Genomic DNA, 20631 nt, shown 5'->3' with positions numbered 1-20631 from the left:
CTGAAACCGGGCCTGTGAATCGATGGAATCGGACAGGACTTTGCATCGCATAAGATAGTGTAACGAGCTGTGTTACCCAGCGAAACAATGGATTCTAAAAGCTGACCTTTTTTTCAGGTGGTTTTGCGGGCTTGCTGCCTGGGGTGGCAGCCGGTGAGGCCTGTGTTTTTCCCACTGTCAGCCTGGGTTGTACCTGTGTTCCGTCTGTCAGTGGCTGTGACGTGCTGACGATGATTTCATCATCCTTATTGAAAGGAGCTGATAAAAACAGTCGTTCCGGGCCGATCTGACCCAGGATCTGGGGGGTGAGGTCTCTGATCACATTTTCACGCACGATTTGAATTTTTCGCACCCCTTCCGGCGTATTGGAGACAGAGGCTGTGGGGACTTCTGCAATCGGGTAGCGTGGGATTAAGTCCACGCTGACGGACTGTCCCGGTTTGAATTGTGCGTTTTTGTTATCCAGAATTACGACTGCGGAAGTGATGGACCTGGCCAGGTCGCGAAGTTTTTCAAACTGCGGTGCTAAAGGGAGAACCTGGTCCACGGTCGCCTGGGTTGCCTGTTCTTCAACATTCAGATTGATGCTGGATCCTTTCTGAGCCTGCTCGCGCGACAGAGGGACTTCTACCTGCAGTTTTGTGGTATCCCCCAGCTCGACCAGGGGGTCCCCTGCTCTGACGAATTCGCCGGGCGCGGCAAGGATGCGAAAGATTTCTCCTTCGAATGGAGCGCGGATGATCGTCTGTTCCATGCGAATGGTGGCAAGCTTCAGATCTGCTTCTGCCAGCGCCACATTTGCTTTTGCGACAGCAGCGGCTTTCCCGGTGGCATTTTTCTGTTCTTCCCGGGCCACTTCCAAGGCGGCTTCTGCCCGATCCAGTTCTGCCTGGGGAATGGAAGGATCGAGTCGAACCACTACTGCTTTGGCGGTCGGCTTGTCACCGGGTTTGACTTCGACGGCGTGGATGATGCCATCAATGGGTGTGGAAATGGTCAGCGAACGCAGTGGTTTCAGATTGAGGGGAACGTAGTAATCCCGCGGATGTCTGAGTGTGATCGCCTCACGCTGAATGGAAACCGTTTGAGGTTCGCCAGTCTTTTGCTGTGAGTAGGCCGTCGTTGGTGTTCCGAATGTGAGTAACAGTAGTCCGAATACAGAACGATTGAGTATCGACTGCAGAGTTTTTGTTTGCCGGTCCTGACAGGTCTTGATCATTGTGTCGCTTTCAAATACGAAACGGGTCACACTTAAGAAGATTTCCTTCTCAGATTCTCGCTGACCAGTTGCGCAGTTTCAAGCAGTGTTTGCTGATCTTTCCCGGATTTCACAGAAGATGTATGTAAATGTAATCCAGGGCTGTTTTCTGCAGTTTACTGGCAGAGAACCCAGCCACGCAGTTTGACGCAGCAGGCGGAGGTGCAGTTTTTTGTATCCATCCAGAGTTGATGGCACCAGTTGCGCGGCTTTTCTGCCACGAGTGGAGGTGGTTCCAGTGCAAAGATGATCGAGGGCGAATAGCGATCTGCCTGAACGATTCCCGTGACCAGGGAGGCAGGAGAAACTTTCGCAGGTGCCTGGGCCTTCATCAGATGGCAGGCTGAGAGGGCATCGATGGCATATTCAGCGCAGTGGATTCCCCGGGCACGTGCACCAGTGAGATGATGCCGGATTGAATAGGGAGTTCCCAGCTTCTGGTCCAGGTAACGTTCGTAGCGCGCAGTCATCGTGGGATTAAAAGCGGCATTGGGTTGAAACACGTGAATGGTTGCCGGTCGTTGCGTATTCAGATAGTTTTTCAACGTGAGGCAGCGGGCACCGATCCCGTTCATACTGTCGTAGACCAGAGGTTCGCCGTTTCGCATCACGATCATGGCGACATGGGTGTATGCGCTTTGTGTATAAATTCGAACGGCGAGGCAATCGCCTTTACTGAACAGCAGGGTTCCCGTTTGCACACGAGAAGTGAGGGAATCGGCCAGCTGGTCGAACGTAGAAAAATTTGAAGTCATCAGTGGTATTGCAGCCTCGACTGGCTGTTCATTCCTTTGGGTATCCTGTGGTGTCGCTGCGAGGACCGCAATTGACAGGAATAATGACATAACAGCCTCCTTCTGAAAAGAGCAATCTGTTTTCCGGTCCAGACGACCTGATTTCAGGCCCATCCAGAGTTGTTTCAGTGCTATTCAATGATATTTTCACATCCGTTCTTCGTTGTCAACGAGGATTTCTTGAGAAAAGATCAGAAAAAAACGGAAACCAAATCATAAAATTCTGGAAGGATGTATCAGTCTACAGTTGGTTCTGCAGTCAGAAAGCATGCTATGGAATATGCCCTGTTACGCATCAGCGCGTGTATAAAACGAATAGAATAGCGGTCTGGATAGCCTGTGGAGAAGTGTCTTATTCCGGTTTTCTGGCGGTCAGCATGAAATGATGAACGGCGCCATCAATGGCGACATCGGTGAACAGATCGAGCAGTCGATGCGCATACCACTGATACTGCTTGGTAGAAAACTGCAGCAGTCCCCCCGGCTTTAATGCGCGCAGGCACATTTGCAGAAAGGCCTCGCCCTGCTCTTCGCTGTTGAAATAAGATTTGTTGGTCAACAGGTAATCATAGCTTTCAGGCATGATTCCTTCGTCAATGGCCGCTAATTTTACTGATACATTTGAGAGTTGATTCTTCTCGATCCCCTGCTCTGTGCACTTGACCGCCCGGGCGTTACTGTCGAGGGCATGAATTTGAGCGCCAGGACAGCGGGTGGCTGCCACAAATGAGACGATGCCGGAACCACATTCCAGGTTGAGGATGGAGGATTCGTCGGAGAGTTCCATCAGATTGATCAGTGCACGGGCACTCTGGTTAGGTCGGCGGTGACTGAAGACACCTGGCTGCGTGTAGGCGTATAGCAGCTTTTCGCCTTCACGCATGGCAGACTCATCCTGTAGACATTTTTTCTCCGGCAGTGTCTGCTGTCGCTTGCCCTGGTAGACGATGCCGGAATCAGAGACGATCCGTGTGACTTTGTTGAATAGTGTCTGCAGAAATTTATGATATTCATAATCTTTTGTGCGGGAAGACGCGATCGTCAGTGCACCTCCCGGCTGCAGCGAGTACGCTGCGGACAGGGTCAGTTCACGCACCAGCTCATCGGAAAACTGTTCTGAGAGTGGCAGCAGAACAGACTTGTAATCGCCTGCGGGAAATTCACTGTCGCAGATAGTATTCCCAGCGGGTGCCCCCTCCTGCTCTTGCTGCAGCAGGCTGCATTTATGCTGGATCCGCTGTGCTATCGTTTTATCAAAGCTGAAACAGTCGACGCGATCTGTTGCTGAGACACGCTTCATCAGCGCGGTTGTGAGTGGATACAGATTGGACTGAACGCAGAGCGTCTGTGTAGAGCGCCAGTCCGCAGGCAGGAAATCCAGCAGCAGCTGTTCCGGCGGAGGTGCCTGTTTCTTTTGACGTTGTTTTTTTTTCGACTTACGCGACATGATGTTTCATTTTTCAGAACGGTAGCAGTGTTGTGATGTCGTACTCAGATGTGATCGTGCCTACAGGACACGGCAGATAAAACATTTTAAGTATTGATTTTCAGGGCAACTGGGAGAGACGGGGTGGTCAGCCGGTTGACTGCGCTGCTCCAGGATCTGCATGTGCCGCCCGGTGTGTTGTGAAACCGATGCGAGCATCTGCTGAAACTCCACCTGGCTGATCAAACCGGAGCAGCTGCAGGTAATCAGGATGCCACCCGGTTTCAAGACATCAAATGCCAGACGATTGAGACTGAAATAACCTTTCAAAGCCTGTTTGACGCCGCTGCGGTGTCGAGCCATTTTAGGGGGGTCAAGAATGATCGAATCGAACTGCTCCCCTTCTGCTTTAAACTGTTCCAGGACCGCATAGGCTTTACCGGTCTGGAAGCGAATGCGATTTCCAATGCCGTTGAGCTCTGCATTTGCGGTTGCCTGGTCAATGGCAGACTGTGAGGAGTCGTAAGACAAAACAGACTGCGCCTGTCCGTGGATGACAGCATTCAGAGCGAACGCGCCAGTATAACAATGCAGTTCCAGCGTCCGATGATTTTTAAGATAGCGGGCGGCGGCGAGACGGTTTTCCCGCTGATCCAGGTAAAAGCCGGTTTTCTGACCGGTGACCATGCTCATGCCGTAGCGGATTCCGTTTTCTTCCAGAAAGAAATGAGCCGGCGGTTCTTCGCCATCCAGGAGCTGATCGGAAATTTCCAGTCCTTCGGCTTCCCGCATCCCTTTTTCGGTTCTCAGCCAGATCCCCTTTGCAGGAAAATGTTCTTTGAGGAACTGAATAATCAGATCCTGTTTCTGCGAGAGAGCCAGGCTGGAAAACTGGACCAGGAACCAGGCGCCGTAGCGGTCAATGGTCAGTCCCGAAAGTTGATCAGATTCACTGAAGACCACTCGGCAACCCGATGTCTCAAAGTTCTCCAGCAGACCGACCTGTTCCCGTAGCGCCACTGCCTGTTGCAGTCGGCTGGTCCAGAATTCGTCGTCAAGGGCTGCAGACTCATCCCACGAATACAGGCGGACGCGAATATTGCTATTGGGGTTGTACAGTCCGTGGGCGATAAATTCACCTTTGTCGGAGAGCAGCATCACTTCTTCGCCGATTTCCGGTTTTCCTTCGATACGGGAGATCGCGCCGGCAAAAACCCAGGGATGTCGTCCGAAAAAAGGAAGCGCGCGTCGCGGTTTCAGGATAACGCGTGGAGTGGGTCTGGTATCGGTGGCGACTTGGTCTTCGGAGACCGAGGGTTCTGAATCACTCATGAGAGTTTTCTAATCAAAGGGTCGCAGGATCGTCAGTGTCCGGCAGACAAGTACAGCGAGACTCAGAGGCAGACATCGCCGGGACTGAGCAGAATTTAGAAGTTGGAGCAGACCATTAATCTTTCCTTACGGAAAGTAGTTTGCTTCTGTATTTATGATTCGCTGGAAGTCGAGCGGGTCGTGCCTTCGACTTCAGCGAGATAAGCCAGCAGACGATCGCGCTCATGCGTCAGGTGTCGGACGCGTAATAGAGAGCGGACGCGGGTCGTTAATTCGATTCGATTGACGGGCTTTGTCAGAAAGTCATCGCAGCCGGCCTGAACCGACTTCTCGATATCGCCCATTTCGTTCAGCGCGGTGATCACGAGGATCGGGATATCTTTTGTTTCATCACTCTGTTTGAGCTGGGCACATACTTCGTATCCACTCAGTTTTGGCATCATGATGTCCAGCAGGATCAGGTCGGGGTCAATTTCTGCAACCTTTTCCAGAGTCTCTTTCCCATCATAGGCCATAAAAGTTTCATAGCCTTCATCCAGCAGATACGCGTCCAGCAGTTCGCAGTTCTGATGGTTGTCATCTGCGATGAGTATTTTTGAATTCTTCAAAGAGATTTCAGACGACATGGTCTTTTGCCTAAAGCTTTCGTGAAATTAAAATTCTGACCCGAGAAGTCGAATTGAAGTCGGGAGTCGGGCCTGCTGGATGTAATTTATCTCATTTATGGTTGAATCACAACAACCGATAAACCGTTTTTTGCAGGCAGTGCACCGTTTTTCCCATGGAAACTGCTCAAATGGCGGTCAGGCGCATTTGCACTGACCACCACATCCGGTCGATTGGCCGGTCGATTCACTGCCTGATTTCTGACGTTTACAACTGCAACTCTGTTTGTTGCAGCCACAGCCTGATGAGGCGGCAGGGGCAATCGTAACGGGAGAAGCCACGATCAAACGCCGTAGCAGAACTTCATTGATCCGGCCGCGAAAGCGGATTTTTCCATTTATGGCCACGACAGGCACGCAGGTTCCGAACTTTTCGATCAACCCGGGATCACTATAGATGTCTACGAATTCGATTTCAGGCAGATAGGCAGCGTAGTCTTCCAGAATTTCTGCTGCTTCCTCGCAAAGCGGGCAGTTTTCTTTCGTATAAACAATGAGTGTCTCGAAGCGCTGGCCCGGTTCTTCGGGCATCCAGTCCTCTTTTCGCGGCAACTGGCGTTTTCGTTCGCTGTCTTTCATTTCTGTACTGGAAACCTGTTTCAGGATGGCAATGCCGCCGCCTGTCATGCAGAGGGCCAGTAATTTCCAGATGGAAGGGCTCTGGTACCAGGAGCGAGGCATATGAAATGGCAGCCATTCCGTACCCGTTAAAGAGAGAGCCAGGATGCCTAAGCCTAGAAATAACATTGAGTTACCTAGAAAAGGTAATCCGTGTGGAAGTTCTTCTTTATGTGTCATTGTGCTCATATCAAGATCCTGCTCACATCTATCACTTGTTTTACAAGTAAATCCCCGGTCCCTGGTTGATACATTATTAATCGAATATTGACCGCGAATATTATAGTCAATTGCCGGGCTTTTTGAATCTCTTACCAGTTTTATCAAAATATCCAGGCAGAAGAGAGCCTGATACTTCCCCAACCAGGTAGTGTTCAAAAAATACAGAACCGAAACGGGACCAGAGGATGAACAGAGGAGTGACCGACCTTTCCGGGGATTCAGTAGAATACTTAAACCAATACTGGTCAGTCATTAAAACGGATGCTAGAGTGTTACTATTACCTTACGTAATAGAGAGATTTATCGCAGGACATGTAGAGCGAATTGGTAAAGAATGGCAGGCAAACTAACGGCCGAGGCTTTTTTAAACCTGGTAAAACAAAGCGGTTTGGTTTCGGTCGATCAGCTCAAGAAGCTTCTTTCTGAATATCAGGAAAAAGGGGTGAAGCTGGGAGAGCCTGCTGAGGTCGCCGAGGAGCTGATTGGGCGGTCTCTACTGACACGCTGGCAGGCCAATAAACTGTTGCAAGGCAAACACAAAGGTTTTTTCCTGGGAAAGTACCGTTTGCTGGATCTGGTCGGCAAAGGTGGCATGAGTTCGGTCTATCTGGCAGAACATGTGCTGATGCGGCGTCGCTGTGCCATCAAGGTGCTCCCCTCAAAACGGGTGAATGACGCTTCTTATCTCGCCCGCTTTCATCGAGAAGCCCAGGCGGTTGCGGCTCTGGATCACATTAATATTGTCCGCGCTTATGATGTTGATCATGAAAAAGAAAATGAGGCAGAGATTCATTTCCTGGTCATGGAATATGTAGACGGACAGGATTTACAGGAAACCGTTACTAAAAACGGTCCGCTGGATATTCGTGATGCCGTCAACTATATCCGCCAGGCAGCGAAAGGGCTGGCACATGCTCATGAAGCGGATATGGTGCACCGTGACGTCAAGCCGGGCAATCTGCTGGTTGACTCCAAAGGCATTGTCAAAATTCTCGATCTGGGTCTGGCTCGATTCTTTCATGAAGGCGAAGACAAGTCTCTGACAATTGCTCATGACGAGAAGGTGCTGGGGACGGCTGATTATCTGGCGCCCGAACAGGCAATCGACAGCCACCAGGTCGATTCCCGCGCCGATATCTACAGCCTGGGTTGTACCATGTACTTCCTGTTAACCGGGCATCCCCCCTTCACCGAAGGTTCTCTCGCTCAGCGTTTGATGGCACATCAGAACAAGATTCCGTCTCCTGTTACCGATGATCGTCCCGATACTCCGCCGGATTTGGTAAAGATTCTGGAAAAGATGATGGCGAAGGACCGGGAAAATCGATATCAGACGATGGATGAGACAGCTGAGGCTTTATATGAATGGCTGCAGAACAACACTGATGAAGAGTGGCGCAGCAAGAATGTCAGCAGTGGACTGGGCTCAAGCGTCGAACAGGCACAAAGTGGCTCAGGTGTGCAACAGCAGAAAAAGAATCCCGAACTGGCGGCATTTCTCTCGAATCTGAAAGAAGAAGAATCCGGGATCCAGAAAAGCACCAGCACTCCGGAAGTGAATGAAAAGACAAGCAGCCCCCGTCTGGATCCCGCTGCAAAACCGTCATCCGATGTGCATGATTCTTCAGTCTTAAACCAAGACAAAATCAGTACTGCCTCCACGCGTATCGGCAGTGCTTCCGATACGCTCAAAAAAGCGGAGGTGGAGGCTTCTGCTCCCACAGCCAAACCTGTGGCCAGGCCCGTCGCCAAGCCTGTTGCGAAACCGGTGGCAAAACCAGTTCCCAAACGTCCTGTGAAAAAAACGGTCCCGGTAGCGGAAGCTTTACCCGGGGATTCAGCAGTGATGGAAGCGGAGCCGGATGAGCTGGAAGCAGAAGTTGTCGAAGAAGCTTCTCCCGCCGGTGGTTCGATTACCAGTCAGAAGTGGTTTATGCCAGCCATTGCCGGCGGTGGAATCGGTTTGTTGCTGATCGTACTTGTCGTGATGTTTGTATTACCAGGAGAAGAACCTGACCAGCCAGCGCCTGTCAAGCCGGCTCCGATTGTCGAGAAACGTGTTGAGCCAGAAACACTGCCTGATGAAATCAAAGTCGGGCCGAAAGAGACTTATAAAACGATTGCGGCTGCGCTCAAGGATATCCAGATTGTTTATGGTAAAACTTTTGGTGCAGACAGTAAGCATTACACCGTCAAGGTGATTGCCGACCAGGAGCTGAAAGAACGGATTGTCATTGATAACTCCAGTTTGAATTACCCCAAAGGAATCTCCATTATCGCAGAGAGTGGAAAGCCTGTGATCCTGGCTCCCGAAGGTCCTGAGCCGGTGATTCAACTGCGGGGGATTGAAGGGCTCACGATAGACGGGTTTCTGATCAAAGCCCCCGGGAAAAAAGTGGCGATCCAACTGGCAGACTACCTCGTCGGCACGCAGCTCAAGAATCTGAAAATCAATGATTTTCAAAAAACAGGCGTCTTTGCCACCAGTGTCTCTGGTTTGGCAAACGAACCCTTTCTGCTGGAAAATCTCAGCCTCAAAGCGGGGAATCCTCAAGCAGTGGGTCTGGATTTCACCGGTGATACAAACAGTGGGATCACTCTGATAAATGTTAGTTGTCTGAACGCCATGCAGGTCGGACTGCAGTTTTCATCAGCAGTCCGTGAAACACAGGTGAAAGAATCGATCTTCTCGGAAACGGCAACGGGAATTCGGTTTGATTGCCAGGGGTATGAGATCAGTCATCTGAAACTGACGAACAATACTTTTTTCATCGTCAACTCAGGGATCGTTTTCACCACAAAGCCTAATCCCAACAGTGAAGCGATTCAGATTTCGCGCAATCTGTTTGCGACCATTGAAGGTTCTCCGGCTAAAGTAGAGCAGGAGAATGATGCGAAACTCTGGGCGAAAGCATTGACAGCGCTGGAAAACGATTCTTCCCGTGCCGCTCCCAGTCCGCTGCCCGCGGATGAACTCGATTTGTTCAAAAACAAAGGTAAACAGGGAGATGCGAATCTGAATAACTTTGTTTCCAATACACCGGGAGATGAAAAATTTCTGGTTCCGGCTCCCGATAATCCTGCCAGTAAAGCAGCGGGAACACCCGGCGGGATGAAGCCTTACGTCGGCGCAGTGGCGCCGTAATCGGTGTTTGTCGGAGCGGAGAGCTGCTACACCAGACGCAGATCTTCGTAGATCGCTTCGTTGATTTCCCTGGCACGGCGCTGATGTCGGGGTTCGCCTGGTCTGCCATTCGCAACTACTGCCACCACGAGCTCGCGTTCCGGATCTGCAAAGGCGATGGAAGACTGCGAACCGCCGTGCCCGAATGATGTTTCAGAAGCGTACCTGCCAAATCCATAAGGGACAGTAGTGGCGCCATAACGATTCGAATTCACAATGAAGCCCAGGCCGTAATCGACCTTGTGCTGCAGTGTGAGATCGAACTCCCCTTCCCGATGACGATTAACCATAGTGTCTACGGTCTGTGGTTCAAACAGGGGTGTGCCCTGGTTGAGCAGGCATTCGTAAAATCGACCAAGTTCACGAATCGGGCCGCGTGCATTACCGCCGGGTGAAGGTGTGATGCAGTGAGAGACATCATGCCAGTCAGTCAGCTGCATTTCCCCTTTGTCACGCTGATAGATATACGCGATCTGCTCCTGGTTCTGCTCATAAACTTCGACTGGCATACCCAGCCAGCTGTTCGACATGCTCAGCGGTTCCAGTATCAGTTCGCGCATCAGTTGAGGATAGCTTTGTCCGGTGCTCCGCTGCAGTATTTCGCCGAGGATGAACCAGCTGGAGCTGACATGGTATCCTGCTGTTGTTCCGATCTGCCAGTTCTCTTCCAGTGGTGCATCGCAGATGCGGCGAATCGATTCTTCCCAGCTGACCTCAGGCCAGCCTGTATCGACGGGACGAAATCCGGCGGTATGGTTGAGCAGATGCAGGATCGTGATCGGTTCTTTTCCGTGTGATCCAAACTCGGGAAGAAAGTGGGAAACACGATCATCCATCTGCAGATCGCCCTGCTCCCACAGGCGGGCAATCGCCATGGCTGTCAGTGGTTTACCGGCGGAGAGCCAGAGGTTAATCGTGTCGGCCGTCATGGGAACTCCGGGGCGGGCTTCTCCGATGCCGCCATCAGCAATGATTTCACCACGTTGAGAAATGTAAAGCTGCACTCCGGTATGCAATTCGTTTTCAATGCCTTCCAGAATCAGCTGGCAGGTGGCAGGCAGACGTTCGGTGAGAGAGGACACAATCGACTCGCATGTATAAGGAATAAAAAAACTCAGGCTTTGCTTTTAGCGGAATCAGGGTTTGAATTCAACTATAGATTCCATTGATGCTGCTGGCATTTACTCTGTTTTGGTGTCGTGCAGATTCCTGAATGAAACCGATTCTGTTATCATAACGCGAGCATTCGGTGACAGGCGTTCGTTAGCGAAATCGTGATGATTTATTGTGAAGCAAGAGGCACACCATGAAAATTACAGCGATCAAAACTTACCCGGTACGGATCCCTCTCAAACCGGAACGGCGGATGATTTCGGCGTTGGGAAAACACGATGTCTCCAACTATCTGGTGTTACGAATTGAGACGGATGCTGGCATTGAGGGAGCTGGTGAAGCAACGGTCCTCTGTCGCTGGAGTGGAGAAACTGTCTGGGGAGCGCAGGCGATTGTTGATCGCGTCTTTACGCCCTTACTGATCGGGCAGGATCCCTGTGACATCGAAAATATCAACCAGATTCTCGATCGCACATCGCAGGGGAACTGGTTTGCCAAGTCAGCCATCGAGATGGCCTGCTGGGATATAAAAGGCAAAGAAGCAGCACAGCCGGTGTATGAACTGCTGGGAGGAGCGGCCCGCAGCCGATCGATTAAATGCCGCTTTTCCATGGGCGCGTATTCATTAGAGCGTGCCGAACGCCGCACGCAGGAACTGGTGGCAGCAGGCTTCACAACGATTAAAGTCAAGGTGGGTACCAATCCGGATGAGGATGTGGCCCGCGTGAAAATGGTTCGCGAGACAATGGGCCCGGATCTGGAACTGACGATTGACGCCAACTCAGGGTGGGGTGCCGCAACAGCGATCGCCGCCATGAAACGCATGAGTGATTGCAATGTCGCGTTGTTTGAACAGCCTACGCCTCGCGGTGATTTTGCTGCCCTGGCGGAAGTCAGACGGGCGATTGAACCGGAGGTTATGGCCGATGATATCTGTTTTGATCTGGCCGACGCCAAAGAGTGTATTCGTAATGAGGCCTGCGATGTGATCAACGTTTATCCAGGGAAAAATGGGGGGATCAGCAAGACGGTTGCCATTGTCTCCTATGCTGCCGAGCATGGCATTCCCTGCAGTATCGGCTCGAATCTGGAACTGGATATCGCTTCTGCCGCGATGTGTCATGCTGTTGTGGGGTGTCCGAATATGAATATTGAACAATACCCGGGTGATATTCTGGGACCTGAATATCATGAGATTTCCATCGTTAAAAATCCGCTGAAGATCGAAGGTCCCGTGATTACGATTCCTGATTCACCCGGACTGGGAATCGAAGTCGACTGGGGTCTCGTTGAGACGCATGCAGCTGACTGATTTTTGTTAAATCTCAAACCCGTCCCATTTCCCAACCACTCGAAATCTTAAATGGAATACTTCAGATGAACGAAAACAACATCGCTTTGGTCACAGGATCTGCAACGGGAGTCGGCCGCGCCTGTGCGTTGCGTCTGGCGGAGGAAGGTTTTGATATCGTCGTGAATTACTCACGCAGTCAGGCCGAAGCGGAGGAAACCAAAGCCCTCCTCGAGGAAGAAGGTGCCAGCGTACTGCTGATTCAATGTGATGTCAGCGACGACGCTGCTGTGAAAAGCATGCTTGCTGAAATCGAATCCAAGTGGGGGCGGTTGGATGTGCTGGTGAATAATGCGGGGACCACCGAATTCATTGAACACAAAGATCTGGATGCTTTGAGTGAAGAGACCTGGGATCGCATCATCAGCGTCAATTTAAAGGGACCATTCTTCTGCATTCGAGCCGCCGCGCATCTGCTGCGGGAGAGTGAGTTTGGCACTGTAGTGAATGTCAGTTCGACAGCGGGCATTACCGGGCAGGGTTCCAGCGTCGCTTACTGTGCGAGCAAAGGGGGGCTGAATACCATGACCAAATCACTGGCGCGGGCACTGGCACCGGAAATTCGTGTGAATTCGGTCTGCCCAGGACCGATTGACAGTCGCTGGCTCAAACAGGTGATGACCGATGATGAGCTGTCAGAGCGAACGGCCGACTTCCCCATCCCCCGCCCTGCCCAGCCCGATGATATTGCGGATACCGTGTTGTACCTGGCTCTGGGTACCACGCTGACAACTGGCCAGTTACTGGTCGTCGATGGTGGCAGGACCATGTAGTGAGTAACCGAATTACTCGGGTTGATTCCAGTAGACCTTGAGGTTGTGTGAATTGCGGCCGGCGGCGACGATGTCGATCCGCCCGTCGCCGTTCAGATCGCCCAGTCGCAGGTCTTCACAGGCCATACCGTTCTCATCGATCCAGGCCGACTTCCAGACTTTGCCCGCATCATCTGTCGTCCAGTAAACTTTAACACCTACCTGGTTATCTTTGTTCGGTGTACGCCAGCCCGCGACAATTTCCTGCCGCGCGTCGCCGAACAGGTTTGCGGTCGCGATGGCGTGACCCGCTTTGATGTTGTCGTCCAGAATCTGACGTTTGCTGATTCCCTTGTTTGTGTCATCTGACTGGTACAGTACCAACTTGTCGCCGTGCAGTGGTTCGATGGTGGTGATGAACCGGCTGGTCGGGCTGAGTTGCCCCATGCGGATTTCACCACTCCCTTCAATCAACGGGAGCTTTTTTTTCTGCCAGTGGCCGTCAGCATAAGAGAGCAGCATGGCTCCTTCGCGGCCCGCATAGAGAATTTCTTCTGCGGGAGTTTGCGGATTCCACTGTGCCGGGTCGAGATTATGGGTGACGTGCAGCGTGTCTTCGATGACGGTTTGCTTCCACTGGTCTTGCGGGTTCGCTGGTTTTTCGTAGGCGACCAGTTTGACCCATCGCATGCGATGAATCACGGGCTGGTTGGGGAGCTGGATCGCTTTCCAGAGCTGTGTACGATCAGCGGGTGGATCGAGATAGAAGACGGCACCCGAATGCAAAGTGTCCCCTGGATTCCATTGCGCGCCGACGGCGACTTCGACTTTTCCGTCGCCGTTAATATCACGGGCAGCGATGCAGACATTGTCACGTTCGGTCAGGTTTTCGGCGATCACATGCCGCTGCCACGTCGGGTTCTGGTACCAGACAATTTCTTTCTTGTCCGCTAGCAGAATATCCGGTTTTCCGTCGCCGTTGACATCGCCAATCGCGGTTCCATAACCGATTTCCACTGTGCTGTCGATGGTTTGCGGTTTGAAATTCGGTGTTGCATCATCGGCAAAACAGACAGAGGTTGAACAGAGACAGACGGCAATCATGAGGCGCATCATGGGAGAACCTTCTCGGCAGAAACGAGTACAGATTGGATTGGGAGTACAATACTGATTGAAGCCGATCCGGAGCCGGAATGCAAGGATTTAACCGGATTGTCGTCTGATTCTGAATCGAGCTGTTACTCTGTCAGTGGAAAAAAAAGAATGAAGTGAGAGTGTTGTTCTAATCAAAAGGTCCGCCCAAGGTGTCGGTGGGGCAGATCGCTATCAAGTGGGTCAACCAAACAACTGCCTGAGCGGTTCTCCCCCATCGATGATGGGGATCGGTCGGTCGAGTGCATCGGGGAGCATCAGGCCCGGATCGATACCCAGGGCCCAGTAGATGGTGGCGGCCAGATCTTCGGGGCTGACGGGGTGTTCAGCCGGTCTGGAAGCCAGCCGATCAGAACTGCCGTAGGTCGTGCCTCCCTGAATGCCGGCACCCGCGACTAAGGCCGGGAAGAGCTGGCTCCAGTGTCCGCGGCCCCAGTTGTTGTTGGGTTTGGGAGTGCGGCCCATTTCTCCCATCGCGATGACCAGTGTGTCATCAAGCATGCCTCGCTGATCCAGGTCGGCCAGCAGTGCCGCACAGCCCTGATCGAAGGTCGGTAGCAGTTTATTTTTGACGTCATCGCTGTTGCGGTGTGAATCCCAGCTATAGCCATCGACGCAATCATAATGCACAGTCACAAAGCGAACTCCGGCTTCAACGAGACGTCGTGCCATCAGACAGGACTGGCCAAACAGATGCCGACCGTACTGGTCACGTAGCGGTTCCGGTTCGTTTTTGATATCCAGGGCATTGCGGGTATTGTTAGAGGTTAACAGCGCCAGTGCCCGTTGTCGGAAACGATCAAAGACCTGTGAGTCGGCTTTGTCAAAATTGCGTTTCATGCCATCAAAGTGTTCCAGCAGCGCAACGCGACGACGGATCGTCTGCAAAGGGACTTCAGGAGCCAGACCTTCGATTTCAAAACTGAGTTCTTCATCGGTGCAGTCGCGCCAGTAGGGATTGTCCGTGGAATCGCGACTGTCAACAGTGGTCGAGAGTGGATTGTAAGCGCGTCCCAGCCAGCCCGCATATTCACCGGGTCGGATGTAACGGCCCCCTGCCTGCAGACGCCCCAGTCGATTGGGGACAACGGAGTAATTCGGTAAATCGCGTTCCAGGCCGCCGGGAGAATGTTGAGTCAGATATTCCACAACCGATCCCATGGAAGGCCAGTCTTTGGGGGTGGCATCGAATCCGGCTCCGACGGGAACATGCCAGCGTTTTCCGGTTTGTACATAGTGACCGCCGCCACTGTGGTCGTTGAATGTATGGGTCATGCTGCGGATGACAGAATACTTGTCTGAAATCTCAGCCAGGTGTGGCAGGTGTTCGCTGATCTGCAGACCGGGAGTGCGGCAGGCGATCGGTTGAAAGGGGCCACGGATTTCACTGGGGGCTTCGGGTTTGAGATCAAAGGTTTCCAGTTGGCTGGGGCCGCCAAACAGAAACAGGAAGATGACCGACTTGGCTTTACCACCCTGAAACGGATTCACAATCTGCTGCTGTTCGGCACGGAGCATCTGGGGAAGCGAAAGTCCCAGCAGCCCTGCCCCGCCGGTTGTCAGCAGTTCGCGGCGTGACATGTTTCCGGTAAATCGCTGGGGATGATTCAGAATCGAGAACATGGAACTTTCCTTTCACTCGCTTCAGGCAGGCGGGACCATATCATTCTGGAATTACTACTGAGCACATCGGGTGGAGATGTCGGGGTGTTCAAGTGTGCGATTCTAACAATTGATCGGCAGCCTGTCTCTATGATATGCAGGTTTTTTTATATGTTTTTAAAGGTTGTTAAAAATCCGTCAGATAAGGTGGTATTGCCAAAAAGATTAAGTAGAGTGGATGCTACCCTTTTGCGCAAACAGGGTTTTACTTCAGCGCGGATACGATTGGCTTCTATGAATTTCAGGAGATTTGACTGATGCTTTGGACGCGAAAACTGGTAGTTTTAGTTGCTGTTGTGACTGGTCTGTTCAGTCTCCTGAATGGGACCGAACTTGTGCAGGCGGAAGACTGGCCTCAGTTTCGCGGTCCCAACTGCTCGGGGGTTTCGACTGGCAAATCTTCGTTGCCCGCAGAGTTCGATGATCAGAAAAATGTGATCTGGTCTCAAAACCTGGGTGATGGCATTGGCTGTCCGGTGGTGGCTGCGGGGCGCGTTTTCACTTCGGGCATGGTGGGCAAAGATAAAATCGGGTTGTATGCCTTTGACGCAGAGACTGGAAAGAAACTCTGGGAACGTGTCTGGAAAACCGGCGACCTGCTGGAGATTCATAAGACCAACAGTTTCGCTGCGACGACGCCTGCTGCAGATGCAGAACGGGTTTACTTCTACTTCAGCACGCTGGGCATGCTGGCCGTCGATGCGGAAACCGGCGCGGATGTCTGGAAACAGGAACTGCCGGTCCCTTACTTTGTATTCAAGTGGGGCGCGGGGATGTCTCCCACTCTGTATAAAGATCTGGTGCTGTTCTGTCAGGATGATGACCTGGCGCCGGCCTTTTATGCTTTCAATAAAGAGACGGGAAAGATCGTCTGGAAGGATGATCGCAGCGACCAGGCGGTGAACTATTCCCATCCGGTGATCTGTGAAACCGACCAGGGAGATGAGATTGTCGTCGCGGGAACCGGGAAGCTGATCGGCTATGATCCCCAGACCGGAAAACGATTGTGGACAGCTCAAACACTGCTGCGAAATATCAAGACGACCCCGGTGAGCCATAACGGAGTGATTTATATCTCGCTGCAGAGTGGCGGGATTGCCAATCAGTGGCTGGCTTCGATTGACCGCTGGGAAACCGGCAACAGTGACGGAAAAGTCACCAAAGAGGAGATCCAGGCGTTTGTCGGCAAGACCAAGGTGCCTGAAGCCTTCTACAAAAAGACATTTGATCGCGGTGATTTGAATAAAGATGGTGCGCTGGAAGGGAAAGAACTGGATATTGCCTTCCTGCCTCCCGGTAATGAAGCGGGAGCCAAGTTTGGTGAAGAACCCGCCCAGGAGTTTATTATTGCCGTTAAAGGAGGCGGTCGTGGCGATGTGACCAAGTCGCATCTGCTGTGGAAGCATCCCACTAAACATACTGATCATATTGTTTCTCCCCTGGTGACCGCAGATCGAATGTTCCTCGTCAAAGGGGGCGGAATCTCGACCTGCTTTGATGTGGAAAAAGGGAAAAAGGTCTGGGGGCCAAAACGGATTCAGAACGAATGCGAATACTTCGCTTCCCCGATTTATGGTGATGGAAAAATCTATGTCGCCGGCGAGAACGGTAAAATCGTCGTACTGGAAGACGGCCCCGAGCAGAAGATTATCGCCAAGAATGATATGGGCGATTCCATTCTGGGCACTCCCGCGATTGCCGATGGCCGAATCTTTGTTCGTACGCGTGGCAAGCTGATTTGTGTGGGTGAGAAATAACGTTGATTCACTTGAGCTTGACTGCTTTTGAATTCGCAGAGCGGGACTGAATTTGATTTGGTCCCGCTCTTTTTTTATAGATCGACAGCGGTGCGTTCGGCTCTCTTTTCGTCTTCTGGCTTGATCTTCACTCGGGATCTGATAATATGCACAATCGATTGTGCAAGGGGGTTCTAGATTACATCGCATTTGATTATGGCGTCTTTCAATGTATTCTACCCGGTCCAAATAACACTGCAGACGATACGGTAAAACTGGACACAGTCTATGAGTAAGTCGACGAATAAATCGATCACCTTAAAAGAAGTGGCAGAAGCCGCCGGGGTGAGCGTCTCGACCGCATCCCGCGCGCTGTCGGGCAAAGCGGAAGCCTATCGGATCAGCAGTGCAACCGAGCAGTCCGTGCGCGACGCAGCGAAAAAACTGCAGTTCTCCCCTTCCCTGCTGGCCCGGTCATTAAGGTCACAGCAGACAAAGCTGCTGGGCGTCGTGCTGCCCAATGTGGCGAACCCGTTTTTTGCGGCGATTGCCCGGGAAATTACACTGGCCGCCGAAGCGGACGGGTATTCGGTCCTGTTGACGGACAGTCAGGAAAACAGCGTCGCAGAATCGCGTCTGGTGGAACAGTTGCAGGCCCGACAGATTGAAGGTCTGGTGGTTTGCCCGGTGGGCATGGAAGAAGCCCATCTCTGCCAACTTGCCAGACAGAAGCTGCCGCTGGTACTGGTCGACCGGGGATTTGAGAACAGGGATCTGGTGACAGTGACGTCAGATCATCAATCCGGTGCGTGTGTTGCAATGAATGAACTCCTGAAAGCCGGTCATCGGACGATTGGCATTTTACAGGGGATACCTGAGACACTGCCCAACCGGGAGCGACTGTCCGGGGTCAACGACTCCTTGTCAGCAGCTGGTCTGGACTTTGATCCTTCACTGATTGCCGGGCATCATTTTGACGAAGCATCGGGATATCAAGCGGCTTTGCATCTGCTGTCGACACGACCGGAAATCACGGCGCTGTTTGCTTTCAGTAACCAGAATGCATTGGGCGCATTAAGGGCGGCGTCGGAACTCGGACGCTCTATTCCCGACGATCTGTCATTAATCGCCTTTGATGATTTTCCTTTCGCCGCTTACCTGGCATCTCCGTTGACGTCGGTCAGTCAGGATGTCAAGCAATTGGGGCAGAAGGCCGCCCAGTTACTATTCGACCAGATTCGCAGCAGTTTACCTCCACAACAGAAACAGTATCGTATTCCTGTCCAGCTTATCCGCCGATCTTCGATCAGGAAAATCAGGTGAAGCAGGACCATTTTCAGTCAGGGAAAAGGATTTAATCAAATGAAACGAACAACTCAGACGCTCACATTTTCCGTCTTAATTCTCTGTGCGTCGATCGCATGGAGAGGAGGATCACCTCTACAGGCGGAAGAACCCCGGAGACCGGTACCTATCATCTTTGATACGGATATCGGGAACGATGTCGACGATGTACTCGCTTTGGGAATGATTCATGCGCTGGAGGCCCGCGGTGATTGCAAACTGCTGGCGGTGACGATTACCAAAGACAATCCGCTGGCCGCTTCGTTCACGGATGCCGTGAATACGTTTTATGGTAAAGGTGATATTCCGATTGGGATCTGCAAGAGCGGCGTCACACCCCAGCCGGGCAAGTTTAATGTACTGGCCGAGAAGAAAGATAACGGCAAGTTGCGATATCCTCATGATATGCAGGATCCGAAACAGATTCCTGATGCCGTGACGGTGCTGCGAACCGCATTGGCGGGTGCGGAAGATCATTCGGTGGTCATCGCGCAGGTGGGTTTTTCGACCAACCTGGCGAACCTGCTGAAATCCCCGGGGGACAAAATCAGTCCCCTGGCTGGTGAGAAACTGGTCAGGCAGAAAGTCAAACTACTGTCTATCATGGCCGGTGCGTTTGAAAAAATTCCCCGCAAGGGAAAACTGGTCGATCATCGTGAATACAACATTGTGAAGGATATCCCGGCGGCGCAGAAGCTGGCGAGTGAATGGCCGACGCCGATTGTCTGGAGCGGTTTTGAAATCGGGCTGAATGTTGCTTATCCACATGAGAGCATTGAAGAAGATTTTAATTACACGCCGCACCATCCTTTGGCAGAAGCCTACATTTTGTACAATCCCCCGCCGCACGACCGTCCGACCTGGGATCTGACCAGCGTCCTGTATGCGGTCTTCCCGCATCGGGGATATTTTGATTTATCTGAATCTGGAACAGTAACCGTTCAACCGGATGGACTGACTACGTTCAAACGGGGAGACGGTCAGCAGCGTTATCTGAAACTGACGGATGCGCAGCGTATCCGCGTGGTCGAAGCGCTGGTGCAGCTTTCCAGTCAGCCTCCTCAGAAGTAGAACGGGGAAGTCTGATGGATAAGAAACGACGTGCGAAGATCGCCGTCCTGGGATCGATCAACATGGATCTGATGATCCGTTCGGCGAAGCTGCCTCTGCCGGGCGAAACGGTGATCGCGGAGACCAAAGTTGAAAACCCGGGAGGCAAAGGCGCCAATCAGGCGGTGGCCGCGGCCCGGATGGGCGCGGAAGTGACGATGATCGGCTGCGTCGGGGATGACAGTTTTGCCGAGGAGCTGGTACAGAATCTCGAAACAGAAGGCATCAATACCAGGTACGTCACGCGCAAAACAAGCACCACCAGCGGCGTCGCGGTCGTGATGGTGGAAACGAGTGGCGAGAACGCGATTCTGGTCGTCCCCGGAGCGAACGGTCTCGTCGGTCTGGCAGAACTGGAACAGGCCCGCCAGGTGATCTGTGACAGTGATGTATTATTGATGCAACTGGAAGTCCCCGTCGAAACCGTCATTGCAGCGGCTAAGATCGCTCAGGAAGCGGGAGTGCCAGTACTTCTGGACCCGGCCCCTGCACCGGCGGGTTTTCCTGCTGAACTGCTGAACGTGGATCTGATCTGCCCCAATCAGAGCGAAGCAGCTGCACTTTGGGGAAAGCCACTGACTTCGATTGAGGATGTCGTGGCGGCGATTCCCTCTCTGGCTGAACAGGGGCCGCGACAGATTATTGTGACAATGGCCGAACAGGGGGCGGTCCTGTTTGACGGAGAGGCGGTCGAGATCATTCCCCCATTTCAAATCCAGGCCATCGATTCCACGGCCGCCGGTGATGCCTTTGCTGCGGGGCTGGCTGTGAAACTGGCCGAACAGGCAACACTGCGGGAAGCCGCCCTCTTTGCTTCTGCAGCAGGCGCGATTGCTGCAGCGGGAGCAGGAGCCCAGACGGCGATGCCAGACCGCAAACAGATTGAAACATTGATCACAAAACAATAACAGG

Annotated in this window: 16 protein-coding genes; 7 read left to right on the top strand and 9 right to left on the bottom strand. The window is 52.4% G+C overall.

What is annotated here, in order from left to right; all coding sequences use genetic code 11:
• Positions 1-94 precede the first annotated feature (94 nt).
• From ACN0YH_RS06745 to ACN0YH_RS06720, 6 genes are all read right to left on the bottom strand, one after another.
• A complete protein-coding gene (locus ACN0YH_RS06745; RefSeq protein WP_417378798.1) occupies positions 95-1249 on the bottom strand; it encodes an efflux RND transporter periplasmic adaptor subunit in 1155 nt (384 codons plus the stop codon).
• 125 nt (positions 1250-1374) lie between these two features.
• Positions 1375-2103: a YiiX/YebB-like N1pC/P60 family cysteine hydrolase gene (locus ACN0YH_RS06740; protein ID WP_417378797.1), complete on the bottom strand. Its 729-nt coding sequence runs from the start codon at positions 2101-2103 to the stop codon at positions 1375-1377.
• A gap of 301 nt (positions 2104-2404) precedes the next feature.
• Entirely contained in the window at positions 2405-3499 is a 1095-nt protein-coding gene (locus tag ACN0YH_RS06735) for a methyltransferase (RefSeq protein ID WP_417378796.1), read from the bottom strand.
• A gap of 60 nt (positions 3500-3559) precedes the next feature.
• Complete coding sequence (locus ACN0YH_RS06730) at positions 3560-4810, bottom strand: class I SAM-dependent rRNA methyltransferase (protein WP_417378795.1); 1251 nt, start codon at positions 4808-4810, stop codon at positions 3560-3562.
• Between the two features lie 152 nt (positions 4811-4962).
• Positions 4963-5436 carry a response regulator gene (locus ACN0YH_RS06725; RefSeq protein WP_002648646.1) on the bottom strand — a complete coding sequence of 158 codons (474 nt, stop codon included), beginning with the start codon at positions 5434-5436 and terminating at the stop codon, positions 4963-4965.
• A gap of 177 nt (positions 5437-5613) precedes the next feature.
• Positions 5614-6282 carry a glutaredoxin family protein gene (locus ACN0YH_RS06720; protein ID WP_417378794.1) on the bottom strand — a complete coding sequence of 223 codons (669 nt, stop codon included), beginning with the start codon at positions 6280-6282 and terminating at the stop codon, positions 5614-5616.
• A gap of 367 nt (positions 6283-6649) precedes the next feature.
• Between ACN0YH_RS06720 and ACN0YH_RS06715 the strand changes: the two genes are divergently transcribed.
• Positions 6650-9460 carry a serine/threonine protein kinase gene (locus ACN0YH_RS06715; RefSeq protein WP_417378793.1) on the top strand — a complete coding sequence of 937 codons (2811 nt, stop codon included), beginning with the start codon at positions 6650-6652 and terminating at the stop codon, positions 9458-9460.
• Between the two features lie 26 nt (positions 9461-9486).
• Here ACN0YH_RS06715 and ACN0YH_RS06710 read toward each other — a convergent pair whose 3' ends face one another.
• Positions 9487-10581: a serine hydrolase domain-containing protein gene (locus ACN0YH_RS06710; protein ID WP_417378792.1), complete on the bottom strand. Its 1095-nt coding sequence runs from the start codon at positions 10579-10581 to the stop codon at positions 9487-9489.
• Between the two features lie 224 nt (positions 10582-10805).
• Between ACN0YH_RS06710 and ACN0YH_RS06705 the strand changes: the two genes are divergently transcribed.
• Together ACN0YH_RS06705 and ACN0YH_RS06700 are read left to right on the top strand one after the other, a co-directional pair.
• Positions 10806-11924, top strand: coding sequence for a mandelate racemase/muconate lactonizing enzyme family protein (locus tag ACN0YH_RS06705; RefSeq protein WP_417378791.1), 1119 nt, complete (start codon positions 10806-10808; stop codon positions 11922-11924).
• Between the two features lie 65 nt (positions 11925-11989).
• Complete coding sequence (locus ACN0YH_RS06700) at positions 11990-12736, top strand: SDR family NAD(P)-dependent oxidoreductase (RefSeq protein WP_417378790.1); 747 nt, start codon at positions 11990-11992, stop codon at positions 12734-12736.
• A gap of 12 nt (positions 12737-12748) precedes the next feature.
• Here the strand turns inward: ACN0YH_RS06700 and ACN0YH_RS06695 are convergent, their stop codons facing one another.
• Complete coding sequence (locus ACN0YH_RS06695) at positions 12749-13831, bottom strand: FG-GAP-like repeat-containing protein (RefSeq protein ID WP_417378789.1); 1083 nt, start codon at positions 13829-13831, stop codon at positions 12749-12751.
• Between the two features lie 219 nt (positions 13832-14050).
• Entirely contained in the window at positions 14051-15490 is a 1440-nt protein-coding gene (locus ACN0YH_RS06690; protein ID WP_417378788.1) for a DUF1501 domain-containing protein, read from the bottom strand.
• Between the two features lie 296 nt (positions 15491-15786).
• Between ACN0YH_RS06690 and ACN0YH_RS06685 the strand changes: the two genes are divergently transcribed.
• The 4 genes from ACN0YH_RS06685 to rbsK all read left to right on the top strand — a co-directional run bounded on the left by ACN0YH_RS06685 (position 15787) and on the right by rbsK (position 20627).
• On the top strand, positions 15787-17286 hold the full coding sequence (locus ACN0YH_RS06685; protein ID WP_417378787.1) for a PQQ-binding-like beta-propeller repeat protein: 1500 nt from the start codon (positions 15787-15789) through the stop codon (positions 17284-17286).
• Between the two features lie 267 nt (positions 17287-17553).
• Complete coding sequence (locus ACN0YH_RS06680) at positions 17554-18588, top strand: LacI family DNA-binding transcriptional regulator (RefSeq protein ID WP_417378786.1); 1035 nt, start codon at positions 17554-17556, stop codon at positions 18586-18588.
• A gap of 39 nt (positions 18589-18627) precedes the next feature.
• Positions 18628-19680, top strand: a complete 1053-nt coding sequence (locus tag ACN0YH_RS06675; RefSeq protein WP_417378785.1) for a nucleoside hydrolase — start codon at positions 18628-18630, stop codon at positions 19678-19680.
• Positions 19681-19694: 14 nt separating this feature from the next.
• A complete protein-coding gene (gene rbsK / locus ACN0YH_RS06670; protein ID WP_417378784.1) occupies positions 19695-20627 on the top strand; it encodes a ribokinase in 933 nt (310 codons plus the stop codon).
• The last annotated feature ends 4 nt before the right edge of the window (positions 20628-20631 follow it).

The sequence above is a fragment of the Gimesia sp. genome (assembly GCF_048262075.1).
Lineage (GTDB): Bacteria > Planctomycetota > Planctomycetia > Planctomycetales > Planctomycetaceae > Gimesia.
The sequence above is the reverse complement of the archived record's forward strand: the minus strand, read 5'-3'. Positions and strand labels throughout refer to the sequence as shown.